The organism is Bradyrhizobium sp. CCGUVB4N (assembly GCF_024199945.1).
GTDB lineage: Bacteria > Pseudomonadota > Alphaproteobacteria > Rhizobiales > Xanthobacteraceae > Bradyrhizobium.
This window is the reverse complement of record NZ_JANADP010000001.1, coordinates 8447427-8464338: the sequence shown is the minus strand read 5'-3', so window position 1 is coordinate 8464338 and position 16912 is coordinate 8447427. Positions and strand designations below refer to the sequence as shown.

Here is a 16912-nt window from a genome sequence, read left to right as displayed (position 1 = left end):
TTCGTCGAGAAGTGTCGCGCCGCCGGATGTGAAAAAGAGGGTGGGTTATTGACATGAGCAGCGTGAACAAACCTGGCGGAAACTACTTGCCGGTGATCATTCATGGCGGGCTTGCGTATGTCAGTGGTCAGCTGCCGCGTCGCGGCGAAGATCTGCTGTACGCGGGCAAGGTCGGCGCAGGTGTCGATATCGGGGCCGCACAGGAGGCCGCAGCCCTCTGTGCCGATCTCTGCATTGCGGCCATCAGCCACGCAACGGGCGGAGAGGACAGGATCGTCCAGGTCCTGCAGCTCGTCGGATACGTCGCTTCAGCGCCTGGATTTACCCAGCAGTCGCAAGTCATGAACGGAGCCTCCGACCGGCTGATCGAGCGCCTCGGCGATCGCGGTCGTCACACGCGCACATCCGTCGGCGTCGCCGAGCTGCCGCGGGGTGCTCCGGTCGAGCTGAGCATGATTGCCGCCGTTCGGTCGTAGCAGGCTGCCTTATGCGACGAGATATTTTGCAACCGCCGCCTCGTCCCACGCAATCCCGTTGCCGGGCTCCTCGCTCGGCAGCGCAAACCCGTCTTTGATTGTCAACCGCGTCGAAAGCACCGCGTCGGCCCAGTCGACATATTCCAGCCAATGCGCAGTCGGTGTCACGCACAGCAGATGCGCGCTGACCTCCGAGAACAGATGTGTCGACATCTCGATGCCGGCGGCATGCGCCAGTGACGCGGCGCGTAGCCAGCCGGTGACACCGCCGATGCGCTGCACGTCGGGCATCACGTAGTCGCAGGCCTCGGCCGACAGCGCAGCCTGCATCGAAAATGCGCTGTCAAAGTTCTCGCCGATCTGGACCGGCGTGCGCAGCGCGTCCGCAATGCGGGCGTTGCCCTCGTAATCATCGTGACGGATCGGCTCCTCGATCCAGGTCAGGCCTTCGTCGTCGAGCATCTCGCCGCGCCGGATCGCTTCGGTCACCGTCAGCGCCTGATTGTAGTCGCACATCAGCGTCACCTCGTCGCCGACGGCCTTGCGCACCGCGCGCACCACGGCGAGATCGTCGCGCGCATCGGGCCGGCCGACGCGGATCTTCGCGGCGTGAAAGCCCTCGGCCAGCAGCTTGTGGGCTTCCTCGACCGCGGCGCCCGCCGGCATGATGCCGAGCCCCTTCGAATTGTAGGCTTTCACCGGCTTCGGCGCGCCCCCAAGCAGCCGCGCCAATGGCAGTCCACGGGCGCGGGCCAACGCGTCCCACGCCGCCATGTCGATGCCGGATTGCGCCAGCCGTTGCAGGCCGGCGAGCCCGAGCAGGGTGAAGCGCTGGGTCAGCTTGCGCTCGATCTCGAACGGCAGCAACTCGTCGCCGGCGAGCAGCTCCGACATTTCCGTGACCATCGCGGTCAGCGGCTTCAGTGCCGACGGCGTGATCGAGAACAGATAGGCGTGCCCGATCGCACCCTGGTCGGTTTCGCAATCGATCAGCACCAGCGGCGCTTTCGCCACCGCGCCGGTCGAGGTCAGAAGCGGCAAGTTCATCGGCACGATCACGGGGCGCGCGTTGAAGCGCTTGATGCGGATGGTTTCGGTCATGGGATCTCCCGGCGGCATGAATGCAGGTTCATGCCCGATCTTAAACATTCGTCATGAAACGAAAAGGTGCCTGGCCCGACCACCATAAAATGGGGTTGCGCGGGCGCGCGTTTATGGGCTCTGTGCAGGCCGCATGCTGTGCCGCAAATCCCGGGGATTCGCGACAAGAACGCACACAACGGAGCCATCAAGTGAAACAAGAGATCTCCGAAGAGCAGCGCAAGCACGGCATCCTCATTGGAGCCGTGGTCGCCTTCCTTCTGCTCGCGCTGCCGCTGGCCGTGTGGCTGGACCTGACGGAGCTGAACAAGACCGCGCTTCGCCGGCAAACCGCCGATCTCAATTCGGTCATATCGAGCGTGCGCAGCTACTATGCGTCCAACGTGGTCGGGCGCGTGCTGGCGAACCCGAACGGTTCGACCAAGGTCGTTCACAACTACGAATCCGTCCCCGGTGCGATCCCGATCCCGGCGACGCTGTCGCTCGAGCTCGGCCGTGTCATCGGCGCGCAGCAGGAGAACATCACCTACCGCTTCGTCTCGGACTTCCCGTTCCAGAACCGCGCCCCGCACCAGCTCGACAAGTTCGAGAAGGATGCGCTGGCCGCGCTGCGCGCCGATCCCGAGCAGAAGATCGTCGACACCGAAACCTCGCTCTTCTCCGACAAGGTCCGCCTGGTCGCGCCCGTCATCATGGGCCCGGCCTGCGTCAGCTGCCACAACAGCCACCCCGAAAGCCCGAAGAAGGACTGGAAGGTGGGCGACGTCCGCGGCATCCAGGAAGTCATCATCGCCCAGCCGATCGCCGCCAACATCTTCTCGTTCAAGTTTCTGCTGGCCTATTTCCTGATCGCCGCCGGCAGCGGACTTTCCTTCCTGTCGTTGCAGCGCCGTCAGGCACGCCGCATCAAGGGCATGAACAAGGAGCTCGAATCCGCCAACGACTTCCTCGCCTCGCTGTCGATGAAGATCTCGCGCTACATCCCGCCGCAGGTCTACAAGAGCATTTTCTCGGGCCAGAAGGACGTCACCATCCACACCGAGCGCAAGAAGCTCACGATCTTCTTCTCCGACATCCAGAACTTCACCGCTACCACCGAGCGGCTGCAGCCGGAATTGCTGACCCAGCTGCTCAACGAATATTTCACGGAGATGTCGGCGATCGCGCATGAACATGGCGGCACCGTCGACAAGTTCATCGGTGACGCCATGCTGATCTTCTTCGGCGATCCCGAGACCAAGGGCGACCGCGCCGACGCGCAGGCCTGCCTGCAGATGGCCTGGCGCATGCAGCAGCGTCTCACCGAGCTCAATGCGAAGTGGCGCGCCTCCGGCATCGAGCAGCCGTTCCGCTCGCGCATGGGCATCAATTCCGGTTATTGCAATGTCGGCAATTTCGGCAGCAGCGACCGCATGGACTACACCATCATCGGCGCAGAGGCGAACCTCGCCGCCCGGCTGCAGTCGATCGCCGAGCCCGGCGGCATCGTGCTGAGCTATGAGAGTTTTGCGCTGGTCAGCGACATCGTCCGCGCCCACGCGCTGCCCGCGATTACCATGAAGGGCATCAGCCGCGAGGTGATTCCCTATTCGGTCGATGCGCTCAACGATGCGGCGACCGAGCGGAGCGGGGTGATCACCGAGCGAGCGCCCGGGCTCGAGCTCTATCTCGATCCGGTCGTGGTGAAGTCCGGCGATGCCGCGCGCGTGCGCTCGCTGCTGGAGAGTGCGCTGGCCGCGTTGAAGCCGGCGTGAGGATGCGTCGTTCTATTGAGAGAGTCCCTGTGTGGTACCCCTCTCCCTAACCCTCCCCCGCAAGGGGGGAGGGAACATAGCTTCCTTGTGGCGGATGACTCGATTCATTAGGGCGCTTGCGATGAGCACAGTGTCGCCGCGCACTCCGCTGCGCTCCCTCCCCCCTTGCGGGGGAGGGCGGGGAGAGGGGTGGCTCAGCAAAAGGTGCGCGCGGAAATCCTCACCTTGCCGCGCCTTCCGTGAACGCCGTCTCGATCACCGCCCCAAATGGCTGCCACGACCGCCCGTCGAACTGCACCAGTCGCATCTGCTTGATCGGCAGGTAGCTGTCGGGCGAGGTGTTCATCCTGATGTTGGGCAGCGCGACGGAGGGGTGGTAATCCCGCAGCGACGCCGCCTGGCGCATGATGTTCTCGCGCGACAGGTCGTCGCCGCATTGCCTCAGCACCTTGGTCAGCGCTTCTGCCGCCGCATAGCCATAGAGCGCCGCGCTGTTGTTGGTGCTTTCGATCTGATGATACTTGTCCATGAAGGCGAACCAGTCCTTCATGGCGGGGTCGTCTTTCCAGGCGGGATCGCTCGGATCCTTCAGGAACGCCGCCGAGATCACGCCGGCCGAATTCTCCAGGCCCGCGGGCGCCATCGCATTGGCGATCGAGGCGGAAGCATCGTTGACGATGACGACCGGGTGCCAGTTCAGCGACGCCGCCAGCTGGATCACCTTGGCCGCGGTCGACGGTACGCCGAGAAACACGAAGATGTCGGCGCCTGCGCGCTTGAGGATCGAGACGTGCCCTTCGAGATGCTCGTCGGAGATGTCGAAGGCGACGTCGACGAGGACCTGACGGTTGAGGTCGCCCAGTCCTTCCTGGATGCCCTTGTAGAGCATGCGGCCGAACTGGTCGTTCTGCCAGAGCACCACGATCTTCTTCCGCGGATAATAGGCCTGGATGTAGTTGGCGTAGATGCGTCCCTCGGAGCGGAATGGCGGCTGCCAGCCCATGGTCCAGGGAAACGCCTTGGCCTGGCTCAGCTCCTCGTCGCCGGAAGCGACGAACAGCTGCGGGATTTTCTTCTCGTTGAGATACCAGCGCGTGGCGATATTGCCGGGCGTGCCGAACGATCCGAACATCAGCTGCACGTCGTCCTTCTCGACGAGATCGCGGGTCAGGTCCAGCGCGGCCGCGGGATCGGAATTGTCGTCGCGGGTGATGAAGCGGACCTTGCGGCCGTTGATGCCGCCGCGATCGTTGACCATGTCGAAATAGGCGGCCTCCGCCTTGCCGATCGCGCCGAATTCCGAGAGCGGCCCGGAATAGGGCACGATGTTGCCGATGCGGATTTCCTTGTCGGGACTGGAGTCGGAATTGGGTTGATCCGAGCGCTGCTGCGACATCGCCCCGAGCGAGGCGAGAGCGGCAATCAAGACGAACAGCAGTCTGCCGGTGACGCGCATGCTCGACACCTTGTCGTTGTTGGCCCCAACGAAGTCGGCTCGTTCCGCACCCAGTGGAGTTGATCTACGTCAAGCGTTTGGCAATCCTGTGGCACCCGAGCGAAGCGGCAGCCGTGTTGACGCGCTCTCGACTGAGAGAGTCTCCGTGCGGTACCCCTCTCCCCCGGGGAAGGGAGGGAGAGGGGCTCAGCAAATCGTGAGAGTGGCCGCCCGCCACGTTCCTAGTCTCCGAACCAGGTCGCGAGCGCTTCCACGAGTCCTTCGCTGTCGCCGGTGCCGACCCAGGCGACATGCCCGTCGGGCCGGACGAGCACGGCGGCAGGGGGCGGAACGACGCCGATCACCGGCATCTCGCAGGCGCCCGTGCACGTCGCACTGACCTGCCTGACGCGTTCGTCCCATCGCGCCGGGACGACGCACGCCGGCGCGCCGAGAGTCAGGAAGAGCGGCCGCGCATCACGCATCAGCTCGAACACGCGGGTCGGGCCATCTGCGGTGACGAGGTCGAGGTCGGGCATGCGCCTGCCGAGCAAGGGATGGCAACCCTCCTCACCGTAGCGGATGTCGAGGCCGGACACCTTGGCGGAATACCATCTTCTCGGCTCGTCCATCTTCATGGTCGTGGCGAGGAGCCCCCGGAGGGCCGTGGTGTGTTCGTCGCCGCGGTTGAGAGCCGTGAGCGCCAACGTCAGCTCGAGCAGCGCGGCCCCGACCGGGTGCCGCTCCCTGTGATAGGTGTCCAGCAGGGCGTCGGGTGAGATCCCCTTCACCACCTGGGCCAGCTTCCACCCGAGATTCACGGCGTCCTGCAGTCCGACATTCAGGCCCTGTCCTCCAACCGGGGAATGGATGTGCGCGGCATCCCCGGCGAGCAGGATGCGGTTCTTCCGGTACGCCTCCGCCTGCCGCGCCGCGTCCGTGAACCGCGACATCCACGTGACCTCGCGGATGCCCAGATCCGATCCGTAGGCAGCCCTGAGCGCCGCCCTGAGATCCGCTTCCGTCGGGCGTTCGCCCCGTTCGATCCGCTGCTCCGTCACGATGCCACGCACGCGCGGGCCGCCGTCGAGCCATCCCAGGGCATACAGCCCGCGGTCCCCATAGCGGATGCCAAGTGGCGGCTCATCCGCGATGTCGGCCTCGAAGATGAGGTAGCTCGCCTGTGGCTCCGATCCGGGAAACCCGATCGACGCGGTCTTGCGCACGAGGCTGCGGCCGCCGTCGCAGCCGGCGAGGTAGCTTGAACCAAGCCTGCGCCCGTCCGTCAGCTGAACCTCCACGCGCTCCCCGGTGTCGACAAAGCTCGCCATCTCGCAGCCTCGATAGAGCGTCACGGCGAGTTCCGAGATCCAGTCGGCGAGACCGCGTTCGATCTTTTCCTGCCAGAGCCCGAGCGTGTAGTTGTGACGGGTCGGTCGGTCGCGAGCCTCGAGGACCATGCCCGCGAGCGCGACGGCGTAGTGCTTGTTTCCCAGCGGGAGGAACCTGTCGGCTATGCCGCGCTGATCGAGAAGCTCGATCGCCCGTGGATGGAGACCGCTTGCGCGCGAGCCCGCCACGTCCTGGTTCGGACGCCTCTCGACGATCGCGACGTCCACGCCGGCCAGCGCCAGCTCCCCGGCCAGCATCAATCCAGTCGGGCCGCCGCCGACGATGATCACGTCATGTTCAGTCATTTGCCGCCTCGGTTTGGTAGGGGGCCTGACTTCTACGGCGGAGGCGGGGTCTTGAAGCAAGAGCCTTGCGCTCCACATATATGATCTGGAGGGAGGCGCTCGACGTGACGCGCACCTCCGCCCTCTCCGACCGCTTCGATGTCCTGCGATGATCCTGATGCGGGCCCGCAAGCCTCTCGCGTCCGGGAGCGAGTTTCCCTGCGGCCATCCTTCGAGACGCCCGCCTTTGGCGGGCCCTCAGTCTCAGGATGAGGAATGGTGCTGAAACGCTACTTTGTCGATTGAGAGAGTCCCCGTGTGGCACCCCTCTCCCTAACCCTCCCCCACAAGGGGGGAGGGAACAGACCTTTCCTATTGCGCGTGACTCGATCCAAAGTGCGCGAGCGGTGAACGCGCAGCGCAGCCACACGCGCCATTGCGCTCCCTCCCCCCTTGTGGGGGAGGGCGGGGGAGAGGGGTAGCCCAGCAAATGGTGTGAGTGGTGAGTCGCGCGCCGCCCTTACGGCAGCCCGCGCGCTTCCAGCTGATGCACCAGCAGCAGCGTCGGCTCGGCGAGACTGTCGCCCGAACCATCCAGCCCGAACGCTGCGGCGATGCCGTCGCGGCTGCGCAGCACCGTGGTGCGTGGGCAGTGGCCGGCGCCGCAGAGCGTCTTCTTCAGGGTCTCGCCCTGCGCGATGAGGCTCGCGGGATCGTTCGCGGCCCAGGCCAGCACGATCGGCGCGTCGACATTGAGGATGCCGGGAAACACCGAGCGCTTGTCATATTGAGCGGCATCCGTGCCGAGATACGCCTTCTCATTGTCACTGGCGTCCTTGCCGGCGCGGTAGATGCCGGACACCAGCACCACGGCGGCGACATCGGCGCGGTCGGCCTGGAGCTCGGGATGCGCCAGCAGGGTGGCGACATGGAAGGCGCCGGCGCCATAGCCGACCGCGACGATCTCGCGCGCGTCGCCGTTGAACAGGTCGATATTGCCGTGGATCCAGGACAGCGCCGCCGCCACATCGGTCGCGCCCATCGGCCAGGTCGCGGCCGGAGCGAGCCGATAATTCACGCGCACCCCGATCATGCCGTTGCGCGCGGCGAAGCACATGGCCTCGTCCTGGATGTCGCGGGACAGGTCCGGCGCGCCGCGGTCGCCGGTAAAGGTGTCGCCCGCCACGAACAGCAGCACCGGCCGGGGCGTGTCCGCCTTGGTGGTGTCGCTGACCGCGACGTCGAGCACATTGGCCTCGCTGTCGCCATAGCGCAGGCCGCGCGAAAAAGTGACCTGCTCGCACAGCCGCGCGACGCCGCCGGCGGTCGTGTCGTTATCAGTGAGGCCGACCCGGACGAGATCCGATGGCGCGATGCGGCTCGCCGGAAGCGGGCCATGTGCAGAGGCCGCCGTCACGGTCAGAACAAGAAAAAACGCGAGACAATTCTTCATCATCTTGGTGCCGGCCCTTGCGCGCTTCATATTGGTGCGCCGGTTTGGCCTGTCTTTTCAATTCGCCTTATTAGTTCGGCTTCTTGATTCGTGTTGTTGGTTCTTCTTGCGGCGATTTCACGGCACCCTTGGTCCGCGCTCTCATCGCCGGGGTTCAATCTGCCGGCTGGAAGGTGCAATCCGCCCCGCTGCCGTCCTTCTGCCTGATGGCATTGGGGTCGATCGTGCAGCTCAGCTTGCTCAGGCTCTCGAAATTCGATCCTGCCGCGCCATCGGGCGGAATGCCGGCCAGCGCCTCGGTCGCGAAGATCTCGTTGGCCGTGGATCCGTTCACGTTCCTGACCTTCTTGCCGAAGGTGACCTCGCAGTTGCGCAAGGTGATGTCGACATTGCTGGTGCGGCAGACAATCCTGTCCGCGGTCACCACGATCGGCTTCTTGTAGGGGATGTCGGCATTGGCGGCGAACAGCATCGCCACCGCCTTCTTCTCGGCGCCCGACAGGAGCGGCGACAGCGGCGCGATCACGCCGGCCAGCGCCAGCGCCGTGGAGCCCGAGACTTTGGAGGGTGCGGCGCCGGCGCCGTTAGCGGTGGCGACATGGGCGGTGCCAACGACAAGGACGGCACAGGCGAGGCAGGCCGGCATCGTAATTTTCATTGACGTTTCTCCTAGAAGGCCACGGCTTTGCCGCCACATGACAGTCGGAGCCTATGACAGATTTCCCATGAGGGGGAGGGCTATAGTCATGGGCCGGGGAGAGTTGAACGCGACGAAGTCACTTGACGAACAAGAACGTGTACTCATGAGGGGCCGGACGGAAGTCTGCTTCCGAGAGCGCAGCGGACCAATTGAGCTCGAAGTGAATGCTTCGGCCTTTGACCCTGAGCGGACATCGCTTGGCGGCATCCAGTTTTCGCCGGAGCCCTTTCAATTGGGCGAGAGGTCCGGCGATCTGCGCTTCTGGCGATAGATGCGCCTTCGCTGGCTATTCCAATGTGCTATTCTCATCGCATTGGCCATAGGTATCCCATGACAGGTACTGCAGAGTGGCTCGCATCGATCGGGTTGGGTGAGTACGCCCAGCGTTTCGCCGAGAATGCCATCGACCTTTCCGTCATTGGCGACCTCACGGAGCAGGACCTTAAGGACCTCGGCGTCCTGCTCGGGCACCGGCGTAAGCTGCTGCGCGTGATCGCAGACCTCAAGGGTGACCTCGTATCGGCTCAAGCGGCCGCCAGACCGGCGCCGCGGGACAGCGCCGAGCGGCGCCAGCTCACGGTCATGTTTTGCGATCTGGTGGGCTCGTCGGCACTTTCGGCCCGACTTGATCCGGAGGATCTGCGCGCGGTCATCCGCGCCTATCATGCCTGCATCGCGGAGATCATCGCGCGGAGCCAAGGCATCATCGCGCGGTACATGGGGGATGGCGTGCTCGCCTATTTCGGTTATCCCCAGGCCCACGAGGACGATGCCGAGCAGGCAACACGCGCCGGGCTCGCGCTGGTCGATGCCGTCGCCAACCTCGAGACGGACATCGGCACCCAGCTGCAGGTCCGCATCGGCATCGCCACCGGTATGGTCGTTGTCGGCGACCTGATCGGCGAAGGCGCCGCCAAGGAGCAGGCGGTGATTGGCGAGACACCGAACCTCGCCGCTCGCCTGCAGCAGTTTGCCGAGCCCGGCACGGTGCTGATCTCCGAGAGCACGCATCAGCTCACGGATGGATATTTTGAGTATCTCGATCTCGGGCCTGTCACGCTCAAAGGATGGTCGGAGCCTGCCTCTGCCTGGCAGGTGCTCGGGATCAGTGGCGTGGAAAGCCGCTTCGAGGCGCAGCACAAGACCAGACTAACACCACCGATCGGGCGTGATGAGGAGATCGAGCTGCTGTTGCGGCGCTGGCAGCATGCCGTGTCGGGCGAAGGCTGCGTCGTGCTTCTCACCGGCGAGCCAGGCATCGGCAAGTCGCACATAGCACTGGCGCTGCAGGAGCGGCTGCAGGCGGAACGGCACATCACGGTGCGCCATTTCTGCTCGGCGCATCACACCAACAGTGCGCTGCATCCTTTCATTGCCAACCTCGAACGCGCCGCCCGGTTCGAGCGAGGCGAGACGCCGACGGAGAAGTTCGCCAAGCTCGAGGCTCTGCTGCTGCGCTCTGGCGGCGACGCCGACCGCGTCGTGCCGCCCCTGGCCAATCTTCTGTCGCTGCCGGTCAGCAACCGCTACCGGCTGCCCGAGCTCAGTCCACAGAACCGCAAGGACATGACGCTGGCGGCGTTGTTCGACCAGCTCGACGCATTGGCGGCGCGGCAACCTGTGTTCGTCATCTTCGAGGATGCCCATTGGGCGGACCCGACTTCGCTGGAGCTGCTCACGGTCACACTGGAAAAGGTGCCGCGGCTTCGCGTGCTGCTGCTGATCACCGCAAGACCGGAGTTCACGCCGCCCTGGCCCGGCCATGCACATGTGACGACGCTCTCGCTTACACGGCTGAATCGTCGCAACGGTGCCGCACTGGTCGAGCGCGTCACGGCGGGCAAGACGCTGCCCGAGGAGGTCATGGACCAGATCCTCGCCCGTACCGATGGCGTGCCCTTGTTCGTCGAGGAACTGACGAAGACCGTGCTCGAGACTGGGCTGCTGCAAGAGCAGGGCGACCATTACGCGCTCAGCCGTCCGCTTCCCCCGATGGCGATTCCGTCGACATTGAGCGCATCGCTGATGGCGAGACTGGACAGGCTGGCCCCGGTGAAGGACGTGGCCCAGATCGGCGCCGTCGTCGGGCGCGAATTCTCTTACGAACTGCTGAGCGCCGTTGCGGGGCTGCCGGCGCAGAGGCTCGAGGAGGCGCTTGCCCAGCTGGTTAGGGCGGAGCTGATATTCTGCCGCGGCGAGATCCCCCGGGCCGTCTATACCTTCAAGCACGCGCTGGTGCGGGACGCCGCCGAAGCGGGACTTCTGAAGAGCCGGCGCGCGGCGCTGCATGCCACCATCGCGGACGCTTTCGAGCAACGGTTTCCGGAAGTCGTGGAGGCGCAACCCGAGACGATCGCGCTCCACCTGACGGAGGCCGGACTGTTCGACAAGGCCAGGGGCTACTGGCTCCAGGCGGGCAGGAAGGCGGCCATGCGCTCCGCCAACCTCGAAGCCATTGCACACCTGCGCAAAGGCATCGAGGTCTCCGCCCATCTGGCTGACGGCGCGGTGAAGGACAGGCTGGAGCTTGATTTTCAGTTCGAGCTGGGACCATGCCTGATCGCCACCCTGGGGCCGGCCTCGCCCCAGGCAGTGGCGACCTTCGCGCGTGCGCGCGAGCTGTGCCAGCGCCTCACCGATCCCCCTGAGCAACTGCAGATCATGTTCTGGTTGACCACAGCGAGCGTCATTCGCGGTGAGCTGCCGGTCGCCGAGGAAATGATCTCGGCGCTGCTCGATCTCGCCGAAGCGCACCACGATCGACCGACGCTGCTCAACGCGATGCGTGGCCAAGGCATGATCCGCCTCTTCATGGGACATCTTACCGGCGCGCGCGAAGTGATCGAACGGGCCTTCGAGACGTTCGAGACGAGCAGCGAGCAGGACAGATTGGCGGCGCGGGCCGCCGGGCAGGATGCGGGCGTGGCCGACCTTGCCCTGATGTCATGGGCGCTGCTGCTGCTGGGCTACCCCGATATGGCACTTGCACGTGTGAATGCCGCCATCCAGCGCGCCGACGCCATCAATCATCCCCATTCCCAGGCCTATGCGACCTACTATGCGTCCATTGTCCACGCGCTTCGGGGCGAGTTCCTGACGGCGCACCGCTACGCCGATCGTTGTCTCGGTCTGTCGGAAGAGCATGGATTCAGGCAGTGGCGAGGATTGTCGCGCGCCGTCCGGGGGATAAGCGCCACCTTTCTCGATTCGTCATCCGCTGCGCTCGAGGAAGTCCAGGCTGCGATGAACGAATATCGCGGCGCGGGCTATCAGCTCGGCATCACGGCACTGTACGTGCTCCTGGGGCCGGCCTTGTTGTCGAGCCATCAATACGAACCTACGCTGGAGCTGATAGAACAGGGCCTCGCCACGACCGGCCGCAACAGCGAGCGCATATTCGAGGCCGAGCTGTGCCGGCTGAAAGCGCGCGTGTTGCTCGTCCGTGCCGGATCGGAAGCCGGCAGCGAGCCGCAACTACTGCTCGATCGCGCATTGACAATCGCAAGAAGCCAGTACGCCAAGGCCCTCGAGCTTCGAGCTGCAACAGACCTCGCTGCCTTGTGGGTCGATCAGGGCAAGCGCGCGCAAGCGCTCGACTTGCTCGCACCCATCTACGCCTGGTTCACCGAGGGTTCTGAAACGAGGGACCTCAAGCAAGCGAAGGCGTTGCTCGACCGGCTGCGGTAGTTGCTTTCGCTAAAGATAGAGCGGCCTGGCTCAACAGTTGCAAAGCCACTTCGCCACGGCGTCAAGCATCGAACTCCTGGCGACAGTCCTGATAGGTACCTTGCACCTCTCGCCATTCCTGCGCATGCTCTTTCGCGGGATCCTCGTTGATGAAATGCGGCCCGGGATGCGGCGGACGATTTTGGTGGTCGTAGTATGCGGCGATCGCTTGTTCCGCGGCGGCTTTCCCCAACTTGCGTCCGCCGCGCAGGTTGCTGTGATTCCATTTGAAATTGATGTGCCCCGGCACATGAATCTCCACGACGGTGCCTTGCCACCGACTGTCCTTTTTCGCGTCGCACCGGACGTGGTATTTGAAGAGCTTGACGTCGTCTTCGCCAACGGTCGCTGCGAACAATTGGCAGAGATTTGCCAAGCCATCATGAAGGTTTTTCGGTTTGCGGACTTGCTTCGCATCGACGATCCGGCTCACCCATATTTCGTCGAGTTCATCGCCCGGCTTATGGTGCTCCTGGATCAGGCTCTCGAAGTTGACCGTGTCGATCAGCGCTCCCTCGCAGTATGTAACCTTGTCGATCTCTACCGTTTCTTCGACGAAGGGAAGGGCTGAACATGCGCACAAACTGGATGCAGTGATAGGCACGTTGTACTCAATGTGCTTCGCCTTCTGAGTCTGAGCAAAGTCGCGGTTGGAAAACAGCGCGAGCTTGTGAGCATCAAGATTCCAGGCGTTATGAAATATGAATGGCTTTTCGGGCTTGCTCAGCTCGTTGAACCTTATGCTCTTCATGAACTGGCTGTCTGGATAATTGATCCTGGAGAGGCCAGTGACATGGGACAGATACATCATCGACGTGACGTAGCGAACGAACGGATTGGGTGCCAGCACCTGATTGAGAATCCATCTATTTCTGTCGCCCTCGTCCGGGATCGTGAACCTCCCGCCGCAGCTCGTGTTAGAGTGTTGAGGGAACCAGAGCGACATGGTTTCTTCGACGGCACTCGTGATCGCCTGCGGATCCCACAAATGCTTGTAGGTATCGGCATCCGTGACGAAGTCGACCATAGCTTTGCTGATGTTTCCCCAATCCGCGCCGAACACCATGTTGATGGGAAAGCGCTTGTAGCTTTCGTCGTCGCGAAATACGCCATCCCTGAAGAATTCATAGGTCTTTTGCGCCCTGTATTTATTCGCAACGACTTTATCATCGAACTGGTTATAGACGATCCCGACCCAGGCGCCGATGCAGGACAATGCCCACACGTCGAAGGTTATTCCCGCGTTGGCGAGAGCTTCCAAAACACCGATATGCAGCCCTGCTGCGGGGCCCCCGCCGCCAAGCGTGATCGCTCTCTTCACCATCGGATCCTCCATCTGATTTGTCGTGTGGCTTATTCTCCAATCAACTTTCTGAATTGCGCGAGGAGGTTGGTCGTTCTTGAGCTTTGCCAGTTCATAGAGCCAGCATTGCGAAGCACGATACGCGCGGCGGAGCGGTATATGTCGATTTTCGATTTCGAATCTGCTGATCCTACTGGCGCACGACGGCCAAGAGCCCGGTTAGCGTATCGCGGTCTCGACCGTCCATTTGTGAACCACTTCACGTACGATATTTATCGCCAACCATGACAGCGGACTTGTCGTCCGATCGCGACTTCCGCTTTTGGCCCGCAACAGGCCTCCCAGCATGTCCGCTATTGCGCCGCTGTTGGAGGACAAGCGGACACCCACAGTGATCTGAGCCGGTTGCGTTCGATTTTTCACTTCTATTCTGGCGCCGCCGAGACGCGACCGGTCGCGTCGGTCGGACGCGGCCGGCTGTTATGTCTCGCACAGGCGGACGATTGCCCGCCTGTGTGAGCGCGGATCGGCTAGCTGGTCGGGCCGCCCTGCAACGCGGCGAGGAGCTTGCCGCCATCCGGCACGCCCCAGCCGGTACAGGCATCCCATCCCGGCCCTGCCTTGAATTGTCCGCCGAGCAGACCGTCGGTGTCATTGTTGCCGACGGTGATGTCGCGCAGCACGCCGGCCGGACCGAATTTGGAATAGAGCAGGGCATTGAAGTTGCCGGAGCGTGCACCATTGGCGGCGTTGATCCGGGCGATCAGGCTCGCCCAGAGCGGCGCGGACGCGCTGGTGCCGCCGACGATGCCGAGCTTGCCGCCCGACATCGTCAGATAGCCGGTCGCCGGATCGGCATTGGCCGCTACATCCGGGATCGCGCGTCCGGCAAAGTGCCCGGGATTGATCGACTTCGGCACGATGCCTTTCTGCCAGCTCGGAGCCGGCGTGATGTCGCTGACGCCACCGCCGGTGCCGCTTCCCGGCCCGTCGTTCCAGACGGTCTCGGTGATCTGCACCTGCTTCTTCGCGTTCGCGCGCGCGTGCAGGGACGTTCCGCCCACCGCCAGCACGTAGGGGCTGGTTGCGGGGAAGTTCACATGGGCACGGCCGTCCTGCATCTGCGCTTCCGAGCCGTCGTCGCCGGTGGAGACGCAGAACGTGATGCCGAGATGGGCCGCGGCCAGGAAGCTGTGGTTGCAATGGTCGATCGCCGCAGGTGACCAGATCACGCCGGCATTGTTGAAGGACTGGTTCTCGTCCCAGCCCCAGCTGATCGAGACGACAGAGGGATCGTTGTCGGAGTCACTGACGACCTTGGCGAGGCAATCGACCAGACCCTTTTCGTCGAAGGTCGAGAAATAGGTCGCGATCTTGGCGCCGCCGCCGAGTGCGCCGGCGACATCGACGTCCAGCATCACTTCACCGGTCGAATCCGGATCGCCGGCCGGATCGGTCGAGACGCCGTCGACCGCGATGACCGCGACGGATGGCGCGGGAACGCCGATCTTGGCGAAATAGGCTGCGACATCGGGGGTCTCCACGCCGCCGCCGAATGCGAGCAGGCCGATGCATTGCTTGCTGGCGTCGACCTGGGGGAATTTGTAGATGGCGCCGAGCTCGGTCGGAACGAACCAGTGTCGCACCGAGCTTGCGAAGTCCGGCTTCGCGCTCTGTGCCGAATGGCGCGAGCGCCTGAGCACACGGTGGTTGTTCAACCCGAACACGCCGGTGATGGCATCGCCGACTTCGGTCGGGACGTGCACCGGGCCGGTGCGGGCGTGGAAGTCGCCGAGATGCGGATGCGAATAGTCGAACAGCGTGACGCCGAAGGCGTCGCTGACGTCGTCGACCGTGCCGGCGATGCCGAGCCGTGCGGCGGCGGGCTCGTTGCGGGTGACGACGAGCTTGTGCGCCTTGGCAAAATCCTCGATCGACTTGATGGCCTTGGGATCGGAGCCGTATCTGCTCTCGAGCTGGTCGCGCGTCATGTATTTGCGCGCCTTGGGGAGCTTGTTGTCCAGATCGGACAGGTCGGGCAGATCGGCGGAGCGCTTCACGCCGAGCGTCAGCTCGATCCAGCGCTGGCCGTTGGTTCGGCGCATCGCCTTCGAGCCTGTCGGCAGTTGATGGACGGAGTTGGGAAGTTCGACCATGTGGGGTGTTGCACTAGGGGACATAGTATTTCCTCCTTGTACGAGGTGGCGCGCTGGAAAACCGGGATTGCGAACGCAGGTCCTGTTCGTTCGAAAGGGTTCTGGTGTTCGAAAATGAATCGTCGTGCGGCGGCGAGAAAATCGCCGGCGCGTCAGGTGACCAAACCTAAAATAGCAAACTGAAGTAATGCATCCTAACAGCGGGATGCCGGTGCGGCAAAGCCGAACGCGCCGCGCGCGCCTCACAATCGCGTCAATGTATCGCAGGCACGCAGCATCGATGTGCCAAGCGATCTGACGCAGTCGGCGATCTCACGCAGTTGAATTGTCACAATCGCCGTGCGTGCGCGAGGGCGCGATGCACGCCGGCTGATGTGCCGGGCTTGCGGACAGGTGTCCCGATGTCTCGGCTATGTCTTGATGACTTGGCCGGCCTACTTCCGCGAAGCGGATGTCTTCTTCCTGGCGGTCTTCTTGGTGGTCTTCTTGGTCTTCTTCTTCTTCGCCGCCTTCTGCGCGCTCAGATACGCCTCGACCTTCTTCGAAGAATGGCCCGCGGCTGCGACGGCCGCCTTCAGCCTGGCCGGCGTGATCTTGAACTTCTTCGACCAGTAGCGGACCTCATAGGCTTCGCCGAGGGCAATCCGGCTCTTGTCGGCGGCGCGGTGCTTCTGGAGCTTGATGTACTCTTCTACCTTTCTCGCGGAGTGGCCGACCTTCTTGACCGCGTATTTCAGCTTGGCCGGCGTCACCTTGAATTTCTTCGACCAATAGGCGACTTCGTATTTTTCGGTGAGCGCAATCAGCTTGCGGTCCGCTCCGCCCCGCTTGGTCTTGTCGTCGGCCATGCTTCTCTCCCGCCCTGTCACGTGCCTTGGATCGCGTGCATCCAGTCTAGCATGCAATCGGATTTTGCAGCGCAAGATACGGCACGCATGGCGATTTGCGCGGCGCGGCGGTTTTGGCTCGACGGGTCAAATGGTTGGGACGCGCGACCCCGTCTCAGGGCGGCAAGGTCGTTCTACTTTGCATGGGGTTGTTTTCGACTTTTTCGCCATTCGCGCGTCCGTGATGGAACCTAATGGCGGCTGGTGCGACTTATCCATGACACGGGGAAACACGTGCGAGGCAG

The 16912-nt window shown here is 63.6% G+C and carries 11 protein-coding genes; 3 read left to right on the top strand and 8 right to left on the bottom strand.

Annotation, left to right across the window (positions count from 1 at the left end; all coding sequences use genetic code 11):
- Positions 1–53: 53 nt before the first annotated feature.
- The gene (locus NLM31_RS39470) at positions 54–476 is read left to right on the top strand and encodes a RidA family protein (RefSeq protein ID WP_254195733.1); all 423 of its coding nucleotides are present in this window, start codon (positions 54–56) and stop codon (positions 474–476) included.
- 9 nt (positions 477–485) lie between these two features.
- Here the strand turns inward: NLM31_RS39470 and NLM31_RS39465 are convergent, their stop codons facing one another.
- The gene (locus NLM31_RS39465) at positions 486–1577 is read right to left on the bottom strand and encodes an enolase C-terminal domain-like protein (protein WP_254195732.1); all 1092 of its coding nucleotides are present in this window, start codon (positions 1575–1577) and stop codon (positions 486–488) included.
- A gap of 191 nt (positions 1578–1768) precedes the next feature.
- Here NLM31_RS39465 and NLM31_RS39460 point away from each other — a divergent pair, with 191 nt between their 5' ends.
- The gene (locus tag NLM31_RS39460) at positions 1769–3331 is read left to right on the top strand and encodes an adenylate/guanylate cyclase domain-containing protein (protein ID WP_254195731.1); all 1563 of its coding nucleotides are present in this window, start codon (positions 1769–1771) and stop codon (positions 3329–3331) included.
- Positions 3332–3551: 220 nt separating this feature from the next.
- On the opposite strand, the gene NLM31_RS39455 is transcribed toward NLM31_RS39460, so the two are convergent.
- The 4 genes from NLM31_RS39455 to NLM31_RS39440 all read right to left on the bottom strand — a co-directional run bounded on the left by NLM31_RS39455 (position 3552) and on the right by NLM31_RS39440 (position 8553).
- Positions 3552–4787 (bottom strand): ABC transporter substrate-binding protein, encoded by a 1236-nt coding sequence (locus NLM31_RS39455; protein WP_254195730.1) that lies wholly within the window; start codon positions 4785–4787, stop codon positions 3552–3554.
- 221 nt (positions 4788–5008) lie between these two features.
- Positions 5009–6463: an FAD-dependent oxidoreductase gene (locus NLM31_RS39450; protein WP_254195729.1), complete on the bottom strand. Its 1455-nt coding sequence runs from the start codon at positions 6461–6463 to the stop codon at positions 5009–5011.
- 499 nt (positions 6464–6962) lie between these two features.
- Positions 6963–7895, bottom strand: coding sequence for a carboxylesterase family protein (locus NLM31_RS39445; protein ID WP_309143733.1), 933 nt, complete (start codon positions 7893–7895; stop codon positions 6963–6965).
- Between the two features lie 154 nt (positions 7896–8049).
- Entirely contained in the window at positions 8050–8553 is a 504-nt protein-coding gene (locus NLM31_RS39440) for a hypothetical protein (protein ID WP_254134549.1), read from the bottom strand.
- Between the two features lie 372 nt (positions 8554–8925).
- Here NLM31_RS39440 and NLM31_RS39435 point away from each other — a divergent pair, with 372 nt between their 5' ends.
- The gene (locus tag NLM31_RS39435) at positions 8926–12282 is read left to right on the top strand and encodes an adenylate/guanylate cyclase domain-containing protein (protein WP_254195727.1); all 3357 of its coding nucleotides are present in this window, start codon (positions 8926–8928) and stop codon (positions 12280–12282) included.
- A 61-nt stretch (positions 12283–12343) separates the two neighbouring features.
- Here NLM31_RS39435 and NLM31_RS39430 read toward each other — a convergent pair whose 3' ends face one another.
- The 3 genes from NLM31_RS39430 to NLM31_RS39420 form a co-directional block, all read right to left on the bottom strand.
- Complete coding sequence (locus NLM31_RS39430; RefSeq protein WP_254195726.1) at positions 12344–13657, bottom strand: patatin-like phospholipase family protein; 1314 nt, start codon at positions 13655–13657, stop codon at positions 12344–12346.
- Positions 13658–14154: 497 nt separating this feature from the next.
- The gene (locus tag NLM31_RS39425; RefSeq protein ID WP_254195725.1) at positions 14155–15804 is read right to left on the bottom strand and encodes a protease pro-enzyme activation domain-containing protein; all 1650 of its coding nucleotides are present in this window, start codon (positions 15802–15804) and stop codon (positions 14155–14157) included.
- 410 nt (positions 15805–16214) lie between these two features.
- Complete coding sequence (locus NLM31_RS39420) at positions 16215–16628, bottom strand: DUF3606 domain-containing protein (protein ID WP_254195724.1); 414 nt, start codon at positions 16626–16628, stop codon at positions 16215–16217.
- Between the last annotated feature and the right edge of the window lie 284 nt (positions 16629–16912).

What these genes read in the sequence shown, in the direction of transcription:
- NLM31_RS39470 (WP_254195733.1), top strand. Translation starts at nt 54, where the DNA reads ATGAGCAGCGTGAACAAACCTGGCGGAAACTACTTGCCGGTGATCATT.
- NLM31_RS39420 (WP_254195724.1), bottom strand. Translation starts at nt 16,628, where the DNA reads ATGGCCGACGACAAGACCAAGCGGGGCGGAGCGGACCGCAAGCTGATT.
- NLM31_RS39425 (WP_254195725.1), bottom strand. Translation starts at nt 15,804, where the DNA reads ATGTCCCCTAGTGCAACACCCCACATGGTCGAACTTCCCAACTCCGTC.
- NLM31_RS39455 (WP_254195730.1), bottom strand. Translation starts at nt 4,787, where the DNA reads ATGCGCGTCACCGGCAGACTGCTGTTCGTCTTGATTGCCGCTCTCGCC.
- NLM31_RS39465 (WP_254195732.1), bottom strand. Translation starts at nt 1,577, where the DNA reads ATGACCGAAACCATCCGCATCAAGCGCTTCAACGCGCGCCCCGTGATC.
- NLM31_RS39430 (WP_254195726.1), bottom strand. Translation starts at nt 13,657, where the DNA reads ATGGAGGATCCGATGGTGAAGAGAGCGATCACGCTTGGCGGCGGGGGC.
- NLM31_RS39440 (WP_254134549.1), bottom strand. Translation starts at nt 8,553, where the DNA reads ATGAAAATTACGATGCCGGCCTGCCTCGCCTGTGCCGTCCTTGTCGTT.
- NLM31_RS39435 (WP_254195727.1), top strand. Translation starts at nt 8,926, where the DNA reads ATGACAGGTACTGCAGAGTGGCTCGCATCGATCGGGTTGGGTGAGTAC.
- NLM31_RS39450 (WP_254195729.1), bottom strand. Translation starts at nt 6,463, where the DNA reads ATGACTGAACATGACGTGATCATCGTCGGCGGCGGCCCGACTGGATTG.
- NLM31_RS39445 (WP_309143733.1), bottom strand. Translation starts at nt 7,895, where the DNA reads ATGAAGAATTGTCTCGCGTTTTTTCTTGTTCTGACCGTGACGGCGGCC.